Annotated in this window: 12 protein-coding genes; 8 read left to right on the forward strand and 4 right to left on the reverse strand. The window is 64.0% G+C overall.

Translation table 11 applies throughout. The annotated features are described in order from the left end of the window. The first annotated feature begins 121 nt into the window (after nt 1–121). From AC5Y6Y_RS00860 to AC5Y6Y_RS00875, 4 genes are all read left to right on the forward strand, one after another. Complete coding sequence (locus AC5Y6Y_RS00860; RefSeq protein ID WP_499928964.1) at nt 122–1,348, forward strand: M24 family metallopeptidase; 1,227 nt, start codon at nt 122–124, stop codon at nt 1,346–1,348. Beyond that, complete coding sequence (locus tag AC5Y6Y_RS00865) at nt 1,345–2,505, forward strand: M24 family metallopeptidase (protein ID WP_463824607.1); 1,161 nt, start codon at nt 1,345–1,347, stop codon at nt 2,503–2,505. The genes AC5Y6Y_RS00860 and AC5Y6Y_RS00865 overlap by 4 nt, the downstream gene beginning before the upstream one ends. Then, complete coding sequence (locus AC5Y6Y_RS00870) at nt 2,505–2,957, forward strand: VOC family protein (RefSeq protein WP_499928966.1); 453 nt, start codon at nt 2,505–2,507, stop codon at nt 2,955–2,957. The genes AC5Y6Y_RS00865 and AC5Y6Y_RS00870 overlap by 1 nt, the downstream gene beginning before the upstream one ends. Nucleotides 2,958–3,055: 98 nt before the next feature. Then, nucleotides 3,056–3,322 carry a hypothetical protein gene (locus AC5Y6Y_RS00875; protein ID WP_463824605.1) on the forward strand — a complete coding sequence of 89 codons (267 nt, stop codon included), beginning with the start codon at nt 3,056–3,058 and terminating at the stop codon, nt 3,320–3,322. Between the two features lie 23 nt (nt 3,323–3,345). On the opposite strand, the gene AC5Y6Y_RS00880 is transcribed toward AC5Y6Y_RS00875, so the two are convergent. After that, nucleotides 3,346–4,917, reverse strand: a complete 1,572-nt coding sequence (locus tag AC5Y6Y_RS00880; protein WP_499928968.1) for a serine/threonine-protein kinase — start codon at nt 4,915–4,917, stop codon at nt 3,346–3,348. 304 nt (nt 4,918–5,221) lie between these two features. Here AC5Y6Y_RS00880 and AC5Y6Y_RS00885 point away from each other — a divergent pair, with 304 nt between their 5' ends. From AC5Y6Y_RS00885 to AC5Y6Y_RS00900, 4 genes are all read left to right on the forward strand, one after another. Next, nucleotides 5,222–5,761 carry an O-acetyl-ADP-ribose deacetylase gene (locus tag AC5Y6Y_RS00885; RefSeq protein WP_499923163.1) on the forward strand — a complete coding sequence of 180 codons (540 nt, stop codon included), beginning with the start codon at nt 5,222–5,224 and terminating at the stop codon, nt 5,759–5,761. Nucleotides 5,762–5,844: 83 nt separating this feature from the next. Further along, nucleotides 5,845–6,468 carry an AIM24 family protein gene (locus AC5Y6Y_RS00890; protein WP_463824600.1) on the forward strand — a complete coding sequence of 208 codons (624 nt, stop codon included), beginning with the start codon at nt 5,845–5,847 and terminating at the stop codon, nt 6,466–6,468. Between the two features lie 9 nt (nt 6,469–6,477). After that, nucleotides 6,478–7,176, forward strand: coding sequence for an AIM24 family protein (locus AC5Y6Y_RS00895; RefSeq protein ID WP_463824599.1), 699 nt, complete (start codon nt 6,478–6,480; stop codon nt 7,174–7,176). Then, nucleotides 7,173–7,937, forward strand: coding sequence for an AIM24 family protein (locus tag AC5Y6Y_RS00900; protein WP_463824598.1), 765 nt, complete (start codon nt 7,173–7,175; stop codon nt 7,935–7,937). Before AC5Y6Y_RS00895 ends, AC5Y6Y_RS00900 begins: the two co-directional genes overlap by 4 nt. 22 nt (nt 7,938–7,959) lie before the next feature. On the opposite strand, the gene AC5Y6Y_RS00905 is transcribed toward AC5Y6Y_RS00900, so the two are convergent. From AC5Y6Y_RS00905 to AC5Y6Y_RS00915, 3 genes are read right to left on the reverse strand one after another with little or no spacing between them, the layout of a single operon-like run. Then, nucleotides 7,960–8,628: a TerD family protein gene (locus AC5Y6Y_RS00905; RefSeq protein WP_499922864.1), complete on the reverse strand. Its 669-nt coding sequence runs from the start codon at nt 8,626–8,628 to the stop codon at nt 7,960–7,962. 31 nt (nt 8,629–8,659) lie between these two features. Next, nucleotides 8,660–9,796, reverse strand: a complete 1,137-nt coding sequence (locus AC5Y6Y_RS00910; protein WP_499922866.1) for a DUF475 domain-containing protein — start codon at nt 9,794–9,796, stop codon at nt 8,660–8,662. Nucleotides 9,797–9,824: 28 nt separating this feature from the next. Continuing rightward, on the reverse strand, nt 9,825–10,400 hold the full coding sequence (locus AC5Y6Y_RS00915) for a TerD family protein (RefSeq protein ID WP_463824595.1): 576 nt from the start codon (nt 10,398–10,400) through the stop codon (nt 9,825–9,827). Nucleotides 10,401–10,617 lie beyond the last annotated feature (217 nt).

Below are 10,617 nucleotides of genomic sequence, written 5' to 3' on the forward strand. Positions count from 1 at the left end.
TACCTTCCCGGGCGAACGAGTGGACGCCTCCGCGGTTCGTCGGCGGTGCCACGCCTCCGGCGCTCGATTGTCACTGGGCTATCTTTGCGTTATTACGCTGTTCGGCCGCGCGGAGAAGTGGGTGGGCGTCATCAAGGACTGGGCAGCGGGAGCCACCATCGGCGGATTGCAGATCCCTGACCGGCCCGATCTCGCACGGATGCGGCGGGATCGGTATGCCCGGCTACAGTCCCAGCTCTCGTCGCAGCGGCTGGATGGCCTGGTCTTACTCGCATCCACCTCGGTGACGTACGCGACCGGTGCCGCGATGCCGGCCATGGACGGCGACCGGGCGGCACTGTTCCGCGCGGTCGCGATCGTGGTCAAAGGCGAGCCGATGCCCCACCTCTACTCGATCGTCGCCGACGGGGTTCCGCTCGGTGTGCACCTGCACCCACCGTTGTTTCCCGATCTCGACGACGGGATCGATGCATTCGCCGCTGCTGTGGCCGACCATTTCCCGACTGGTGCCCGGGTGGGAATCGACCACTTGTCACACGCGATGGTCCGCCGATTGCAGGGTGTTTCATGGGTGGCCGCCGCCGGCGTGATGGGTGCGGTCAAATTGGTCAAGACGGTGGACGAAATCGCGTGCGTCCGGGAGGCGCAGCGGCTCAACGAACTGGCGATGGAAGCAGCGTTGCAGGCGTTGCGGATCGGACTGCGCCAGAACGACTTGAGTGCGGTGTTCCTGCGCCACGTGTTCGAGTTGGGGGCTTCGGCAGGCGGCATCGACCCGATCTTTCAGGTGATGCCACCACGGCGGTCACAGGGCCCATGGACGTTGCACGGTGACCTCGCATACCCGACGGTCACCACCGACCGCTTCCTGCGGTACGGCGACGTCATCTGGGTGGATGCCGGGATCATGTGGGAGGGGTACGCATCGGGCTACGGACGCACCTGGATCACCGGACGACACCCGAATGCAACTGAGCTCGCCCAGTTTCGCCGCTGGCGCGCCGTCGTCGATGCGTGTCTGGAGGTCCTGGCACCGGGACTGAATGGCCAGCAACTCTGTCAGGCGGCCATCGATGCCAACAATGGTGTCCGGCCGTGGCTTTCGCACCTCTACCTGGCACACGGGGTGGGCGTCGACAATGCCGAAATGCCCCTTTTCGGAACCGACCTGGGCAACGAATTCGACGCCGGCTTGGCTCTTCAGCCGGGCATGGTCGTGGTGCTGGAACCGGTGATCTGGGAGGACGGCGCGGCGGGATTCCGCGCCGCGGACATCGTGGCCGTGACCGATCGGGGCTGGGTCAAGCTGAGTGGTTCCAACTACCAGCCCTTCGGGTGTGCCCCGTGACCCCGGTGCCGCGCGATCCAGGGGTGCGCGTCGGGACGATGAGCCTGGAGGACGGTGCCCGGATCGACTTCGGCTGGCTGCGTGGCGAGCGGCGGCTGAAAGTGCTGTCGGGCATGGAAACTCACGATCTGGATGCGTTGATTCTCAGCGGTCCGGGAAACGTGCATTACGTGTCCGGTGCCCGGCTGCTGGGCCGGGCCGGGGTGCTGCCCTTCACCCCGCTGGCCGTGGTGGTGCGCTCGACTGGACGTGTCCATTTGCTGTCGTCGTGGGACGAGGGCGTCCCGCCGGAAATCGGTCGCGAGGACCTGTACGGGATGAGCTGGAACCCGAGGAAGCTGATGGCGTCGGTGGCGTCGATACCCGGGATGCGAAAAGCCAAGCGGATCGGTACCGATGGAACCTCGCCGTCGTTCGTGTTGCTGGCCGGGCTGGCCAAACTCGGGGAGATAGTGGACGCCGGGCCGCTGATGGAGGCCGCACGCCGGGTGAAGACGGCTGAGGAGATCACCTGTCTGCACGTGGCATCCGCGATATCGGAGTCGGCCCTGGGTGCGCTGGAGGCCGCGTTGCAGCCAGGCGTTACCGAGCGGGAGTTGCTCGGGGTCTACTACGCGTCGATCGCGGCGCTGGGATCGCCCGTTGCACCCTCGGAAAGTGTTTGTTTCGCAACGCCTTTGAGTGGATCGGTGCCTTTCCGGCACCTGGCCACAGACCGACCGGTGCGGGAGGGGGAGTTGATTGTCCTGGCGCCCGGGGCACTGTATGCGGGATACGAAGCTGGGTTGGCCTGCACGCGGATGGTCGGTGGGTCGAGGTCTGTTCGGGCTGCCGCGCTGCTGACGGCGTGCTCGTCAGGTTTGGATGCGCTGGTGGCTGCGTGCCGGCCCGGGGTTACCGGTGCCGATCTGTATCGGGCCTGGGAGCGGTTGGGTCGTGGTGAGCCGGCGGTGTTGTTGGCCCATGGGCTGGGCTTGGGTGCGGAGGCGCCGGCAATCGGCCTGGGACGCGGTCTGAACGCGTCATTGGCGGAAGGGATGGTGTTGAGCGTGCAGTCCTGGGTGACCGAAGCTGGTGTCGGAGGGTGTCTGGAACGTGCCACGGTCCTGATCGGCAGTGCGCGTGGCACCGTGTTGTCCCGCTACGGGAGGTCGTAATGGGTTCGCAGTCGGTCATTTTCAACCATGTCGGTTTGTGCGTCCGGAGCAGGGAGCGGTCGCGCAGGTTCTACGAGGGCCTGCTCGGATTCGAGTACTGGTGGGAGTTGGACGCGCCGGAGGAGGGGACTGCTCAGCTGCTGCAGCTGCCCCGGCCGGTGGGGTTGCATGCGACCTATCTGGTCAGGGACGGGCTGGTGCTGGAGCTGCTGGACTACTCGGGGCGTGTGGTGTCCGGTGGCGGCGAGCGGACCATGGATCAGGTCGGGTTGACCCACATCTCCTTCTCGGTGTCAAACCTGGCGGCGGTACTGGATCGCGTCGGCGACTTCGGGGGCGAGGTGGTCGACGGTACGGTGTCCGCGGGATCAGCGATGGTCAGGGATCCGGACGGGCAGTTGCTGGAGTTGTTGACGGACGGGTGGATGCAGGTGTTGCCGGCGCGTCCGTAGGGCCGCTTCGCCGCCCGAACCGAAATCCCCGGACATTTTGTTCTTCCTTGCGCGCGCCTCACCGAAAAGTCTCAACTAGAGCTTTAACCTTTCGATCCATGACCGTTCGGGGGTGCCTGCACTTACCAGAGCTCGAGATTCTCTCGGCACTGGACTTTGACACCGAGATTCCGTGTATCTGCCAGAAGTTCTGCAACGAAGCTGAGCATCCGGCCGATTGGTGGATCACGCTGTCGTGTGGTTGCCGATACCCGTTCTGCAAGAAAGCGTTACAAATCTCCAAGATCCGGTTGAAAGTGCGGTCGCTGACGTGCCGGTTGTGCTCGGCACCGGACATCACCATCCGGAGCGTGAAGCGCGCCTAGCCAGCTGGGCTCTGACTGGCGATTCAGTTGTACGCCGTGCTCTGCGCCACCGGGTGCGTCGTGCTGATGAGCTTGGCGATGCAGTGATCGCGGTCGAATCCCCTGCTGCTGCACCATGACAACGCGCCCCTGGCGTCGCTGAAGCTGTACCCCGCGATGGTCACCCAGTAGTTCGATTCTGAGAACGTCGACCAGTCGCCGGACCACAGCAGCTTGGCGTTGTAGAGCGATCGCAGCCGCTCGTGCTCCTGTAACGCCATCGCGTTGTCCCAGGCGACGCCACCCTCGACGGTGCCCGGACGCTTGGAGCTGAGCTGCGGAACCCATTTGTTGGCGGCTTCCGATGCAACCAGGGAGCGGTCGAGGTTGACGTATTGGCGCAATTGCTGCTCGGCCGTCGGTGCCTGCGCCGCGGTCGTGGTCGGAATCGCCACCGAGCGTGTCGTCGTCGGCGTCGTAGTTTGGTCAGTCGGCTGAGCCGTCGTCTCGTAAGCGGGTTGCGTCGAAGTTGGATAGGCGACCGCCGAGGAGGGGTAGTCCGAACCCGAGTTGCGGTTCGCCACGACCGCGACCGTGAGGACGACGACGACCACCACCAGTGCGGCCGCGAGCGCGGCCAGCGTGGGCACCAGGTACCGGCGCGCATCCTGCCCCGGTGGGGCAGCGAAATATGTTGGCGCAGAGCTGAATTGCGTGTTGAAATGCTGATCCATGCGCGGTGGGGGTTGATACTGCGATGCGAAAACCGTGTGATCGGGACCCGCTGTCGGCCTGGGTGTCGACAAGGCGCGCTTGGCCGCGCGCGCAAATGCGCCGGCGCTGCCGTAGCGATCGTCGGGGTGTTTGGCCATGCCGCGGGCGATCACCTCGTCGAGGGCCGGCGGAATCGTGGACCTGGCCATACTGGGCCGCGGCGGCGGCGCCGACAAGTGAGCCGCTATCACCTGCTCGGTGTTGCCGACGAAGGGCTGACGACCGGTCAATGCCTCGTAGAGGACACAGGCCAGCGCATACACGTCCACCGCTGGTGTTGCGGGCGCTGCGCTGTTCAGTCGTTCGGTCGCCATGTAGGCGAAGCTGCCTACCTGATAGCCCGTGACGGTCAGATGACTCTCTCCGGGTGTCTCGGCGATGCCGAAGTCGACCAGGTACGCGAAGTCGTCGGGGGTGACCATGATGTTCTGCGGCTTGACGTCGCGATGGATCAGCCCGTTGGCATGCGCGGCGTCCAGCGCTGCCGCCACCTGGCTGATGATCTCGATGGCACGTGTCGGCGTGAGGACCTGCGTGGCGATGATCTCGTGCAAGGTCTGGCCCTGGACCAGTCGCATGTCGATGTACAGCGTGTGGTCGATCTCGCCCCAGTCGTGAATCGGAATGACGTGTGGCTCCTGCAAGATCGCCGCCGCCCGCGACTCACGCAGGAATCGCTCCCGGAACGTCGCGTCGCCGGCCAACTGTTCGCTGAGTACCTTCAGCGCGACGGGCCGGCGCTTGTCGGTGTCGAATGCCTCATACACCTCACCCATACCGCCCTTGCCGAGCAGTCGGTGAATCTCGTACTTACCGAACGTCCCGCCCACAAGTGTTTCCATCGGATTCTGCCTTCCTCCCCGCAGCCAGTATGCGACAGGGGTGTGACACCCGTCAGGCGTTTGCCAGATTGCAATGCTGTCAATGCTCGTCGGAGCCGTGGCAGCTGAGTGGATACGCGAAATATCGAACAAAACGCAGCCAGGAGTCATGGCAGCACTAGTAAACAGCGGGACTGATGTGGCGGATGTGGCATCTGAGTCAAACGATCTGGTGTTTGCTGTCATCAACGCCGCGGTAATCGCGCGTTGCGCCATTGGCGGCCGAGATTTACTTTAACGGCGTCGTGGAGTGAATACTCACGTGATGCCAGTCATCCGTGTCGTTCGAGGAAATATCACCGAGCAGAATGTCGATGCGATCGTCAACGCCGCGAACAACGCCATGCGTGGTGGCGGTGGAGTGGACGGTGCCATCCATCGCGCGGGGGGTCCTGAAATTCTGCGCGACTGCGTAAAGCGGTTTCCCGACGGGCTCGCCACCGGCGACGCGGGTTGGACGACGGCAGGAGACCTCCCGGCTCGGTGGGTTATTCACACGGTCGGGCCGAATTACAAAGCGGGGCAGCGTGATCGGTCCCTATTGGTGTCCTGCTACCGTCGCTGTCTCGAGGTCGCCGACGAACTCGGCGCGCGAAGCGTCGCATTCCCGCTCATCAGCGCGGGAAGTTACGGCTGGCCCGGCCGCGATGCCATCGCAGCAGCTATCGAGACGATCGCCGCCTCCGACGCGGAAGTCAACGACGTCGTCATCGTCGTACTCGGCGAGAATGCGCACGACACGGTGCTCGAGCAGCTGGCGGCGCAGACTCCGACTAGCGCGGGAAATCCTGATTCAGGCACGTAGATCAGCAACCTCGGAGCTAGCTGACCCAAGCACCCCAATCGGATAAGGTTTGCGCTGGCAAGTCAACAGGCTGGGGAGCGTACATGGCGCAGTTGTATCAGCAGCACAAAAAAGTGATCGAAGCCCATCTGAACAACACCAGCATCCGCGCATTGACCGGCGCCATGGTGGCCTACGAGGGCAACATCGCGTTCAAGAACGCCGGCTTCGGGGGCGGCTCGGGCATGCTGGCCGGGCTCAAGCAACGCGTCACCGGCGAGGCGCTGAGCCTGATGGAATGCACCGGCCAGGGCCGGGTGTTCCTGGCGGTCAACGCGCAGAACGTGACGATCATCAACCTCAACAACGAGCAGTTGCAGGTGGAGTCGCGCCAGTTGCTCGCACTGGCCGGCAACCTGCAGACCAACGTGACGTTCACCGGTCTGCGCGGAGCCTCCTCCGGCCAGGGGTTGTTCACCACCGTGGTCACCGGTCAGGGCCAGGTCGCGCTGCTCTCCGCGGGCGGCCCGCTGATTCACCTGGAGGTCAGTCCGCAATACCCCCTGGTGGTCGACCCCGACGCCTTCGTGTGCGCGAAAGGCCAGATGCAGCAGTCGTTTATCACCGACGTGTCGTGGCGGACGGCGATGGGCCAGGGCAGCGGTGAGAACTTCTCCCTGCGGTGGGACGGCCAGGGCATCGTTTCAATACAACCGGCCGAGCGCTAGGGAGCCGCAGTGGTATTCACCAAGGTCAACTCGAAGGTCGTCAAGGTCAATGTCGGCCAGGCCGGCGGCGTCGTGGCCCGCACCGGAGCAATGCTGTTCTACACCGGCGACGTCGCCTTCGCGCCGCACCAGGTTCCCGGAGCGGGGCAAATGGGCGGTATGGGCGGCATCGTCCGGCTCGCCGGGCGCATGATGCAGGGCGAACACGAGCGCACCATGATCGCGCAGGGCAGCGGCGAAGCGCATTACGGCTACGCCGGCCTTGAAGTTCACATCGTCGAGATCCAGCCAGGCCAGGTGCTGCGCGTCGAGGCCTCGCGGTTGCTGGCCAACACCGCCGGGCTGCAATCCTCGGTGGTTTCGGTGGCCAGCACCGGCGGTGGTGGCGGCGGCGGGATGATGGGCATGTTGCGTGGCGCGGCCAGTGGCGCACTGACCGGCCAGGGCTTGTGGACGACGCAGCTGTCCGGACACGGCGCCGCGGTGCTGCTGGCGCACGGCGGGGTTCTCGAACTTCAAGTGGGAGGCCCCAATCCGATAGTGGTGGATCCGCAGGCTTTCGTCGGCGTGTACGGCAACGTGCAGACCGAGTTGAAGACAGCGATGAGTTGGCGGGACGCGGTAGGACGCGGATCGGGTGAAGCGATGCAACTGAAATGCCATGGGCAGGGAACCGTTTTCGTGCAAGCGTCGGAGGAGAAGCTGTGAGCACGTTTGGCCAATCGCTGAATCCGAACACGCTGCCCAACGACGACAACATTCCGGACAACGCCTACGCGTTCTGCATCGACCTGCTCAACCCGTGGTTCATCCGTAAGGGCGCCATGATTGCTTACTACGGGCAGATGCAGTTTCGGGCACTGACCCACGGTCTACAGGGTGGGCTGATGCACATGGTCTCGCAACAGTTCTCTGCGCCACTGTATTTCGGTGATTACACGGTCGCCGAGGGTCAGGGCAAGCTCATCATCGGCGACCGCGGCTATGACATCAACTCCTATGACCTCGACGACGGCAACCTGACCATCCGCGCGGCCAATCTGCTGGCGTTCCAACCGGGTTTGTCGCTCAACCAGTCGATCGTGCCGGGCTTCGTCACCCTGATCGGCACCGGCAAGTTCCTCGCGTCCTCCAACGGTCCCGTCATGTTCGTTGAACCACCGGCGCGCGTCGACCCCGAAGCGTTGGTCGGCTGGGCGGATTGCCCGTCCCCCAGCCATCACTACGACCAGCGGTGGATCGGCAGCTTCCTCGCTGCGGGCGCGGCGCGATTCGGCATCAACTCGGGTGAGGAACGTCAGTTCGATTTCACCGGCGCCGGCACCATCCTTATCCAATCAAGCGAGAAGGTGCTCAGCGACTCAGCGGTGGTGCGCACCATCGAATCTCAGCTCTACGGACTGACCAGCGGCGGATTGCAGCGGCTCAACCAGGTGATCACGGCGCAGCTGACGCAACAGCACCACTAGCGCTCGGCGTTGGGGCGATGCCTCAGTCCTTACGGCCGGCCTGCCACTGCAGACCCCAACCGTAGGCCTGGTCGAGAAACCGCTGGCTGCCGCTGATGTATTGCACCTCGCGGTTGACGTGCAAGGCGCCCTGGGCGTAGTAGACCTGGGCGATCGCGCAGATGCGCGCCTCGTTGTTGGGCGAGTCCATCCGGACCTCGACCTGCGGCCCCGATGTCGGGTACAAGGTGACCACGCCGTCGACTGCCGCCCAGTTCGGTGCGCCCTCGTAGATCATCGCGAAAATCAAGATCCGCCGAAAGCGTTCGGGCTGTTCGAGATTGATGCGCATATTCTCCCCACCGGCCGCTGATCCGGTGCGGTCGTCGGCATCCAGGGCGATGTAGGGAGCCCGGTCCAGCGACCCGTACGAGTTCCCCAGCGCCTGGACGACACCTTTTTGTCCGGTGGACAACTCATAGAGACAACCCAGGTCGAGGTCGACGGCACCGGCGTAGCCGCCGGTGTTCCAGTTGAGGTTGACCCGCATAACGCCTTGTTGCTCACCGGCTTTGGTCAGACTGATCCGCGGGGCATCCTTGGTCAGTTTGATTTTGGACAGGTTGACTCCGCTGGGGGCCGACGGAGGTGGTGGATGCGATGGCGCCGCAGCTGGAGTTGACCGGGGCCGCTTGGTGTAATCGATTGCCATTGCCGGCCTTTCGGTGACGTTGGACGTGCCGCTATTCAATCTCGGCAGGCTGCGGTTCCGGTGTTTCCTCGGCCGCTTCGCGACGGTTGCGGACCACGCTGGTGAGGAACGCCGCGCCGATGAGCACCACGCCGATCATGCCCGTGACCACCTCGGGCAGCTCGTACTTGGGGTTCACCGACACCAACAAGATCACCGCCAGGGCGCCGATCGCCCAGTGCGCGCCGTGTTCGAGGTAGACGTACTCCGACAGCGTTCCCTTGCGCACCAGGAAAATGGTGATCGAACGAACGAACATCGCCCCGATGAAGCCCAGGCCTAGCGCGATCAGGATGGGGTCGGCGGTAATCGCGAAGGCACCGATCACTCCGTCGAACGAGAACGACGCATCGAGTACTTCCAGGTAGAGGAACAAGAAGAAACCCGCTTTGCCCGACGCCTTGGCGAGGTCGGAGGGCCCGACCCGGGCCGGCTCGTCGGATTCGTCCCCGTCCCCGTCCCCGTCCTCGTCGACCTCGAACATGGACCCGAGACCGTCAATGACGATGTAGGTGATCAGGCCCAACAATCCCGACAACAACACCGTGGCGCGTTTGTCGGGTTCCGCAGCGAACTGTGACGCCAGCAGGATCGACCCTGCGGCCACCGCGACCGCCAGCTGGTCGAGCTTGCCGGCTTTACCCAGCGGCCGCTCCAGCCACGACAACCAGGTGATCTCGCGTTCGCTGAAGATGAAATTCAGGAACAGCAGCAGCAGGAACGCTCCGCCGAACGCGGCGATCTGGGGGTGCGCGTGGTGCAGTGCGGTCTCGTAGCTAGGAGTGCCGTCAGCAAACGTCTCGGCGTGGTTGGGCGGCGGATTGAGCGCTCGGTCGATAGCCTCGCGCGGCCCCATGTGAGCGGTGATCCACACCACCAGCAGTGGAAAGACCAACCGCATACCGAACACGGCGATCAGGATTCCGATAGTGATGAAGATCCGCTGCCAGAATTCGTTCATCCGGCGCAGCACGGTCGCGTTGATGACCGCGTTGTCGAACGACAGCGACACCTCAAGGACGCCCAGGATGGCGCACAGGATCAACGCATGAACACCGCCGTAAAACCAGGCGACGATGAGCGAAATGATCGTGACCAGAAATGACGGCCAGAAGATCCGCAATGCCATACCAGCCCCCCCTACCAGGCCGGACGCCCTAGACGTTGACGCCGTAGTCGCGAGCGATGCCGGCGAGGCCGGATGCGTAGCCCTGCCCGATGGCGCGGAACTTCCACTCGGCGCCGTGACGGTAGAGCTCGCCGAAGACCATGGCCGTCTCGGTGGAGGCGTCTTCGGAGAGGTCGTAACGGGCCAGCTCGCTGCCGTTGTTGCGGTCGATGACGCGGATGTAGGCGTTCTGGACCTGCCCGAAGCTCTGGCTGCGAGCGTCAGCGTCGTAGATCGACACCGGGAAGAAGATGTTGGTGATGTTCGGCGGGGTGGCCGCCAGGTCGACGTTGATGACCTCGTCATCGCCTTCGCCCTCACCGGTGAGGTTGTCGCCGGTGTGCTCGATGGTGCCTTCCGGTGAACGCAGGTTGTTGAAGAACACGAAGTGCTGGTCGGAAAGCACCTTCTTGTTCTCGCCGGTGGCGATGGCGCTGGCATCGAGGTCGAAGTCGGTGCCCGTGGTGGTCCGAACGTCCCAGCCCAAGCCGACCGCAACCGCCGTCAGATTCGGCGCCTGCTTCGTCAACGAGACATTGCCGCCTTTGCTCAGACTGACACCCATCGAACACCCCTCCAGATGATTCAAAGAACTTTGTCGGACTAGATACCTGCAAACACCAGTCGTTGCCAACCGTAGTACACCAGCGCTGAGTAAAGCGACGGCTATCGGTAGGGATTCTTGAGCCCCGCTAAGATCGGACTGTGCGCGGGCGGTGGTTCAGACGGTCTCGCGAGCCCGGCAACAACGCGCACCTCGGTCCGGCGCAAGCGGCTCTGAC

The organism is Mycobacterium sp. NGS24 (assembly GCF_059813065.1).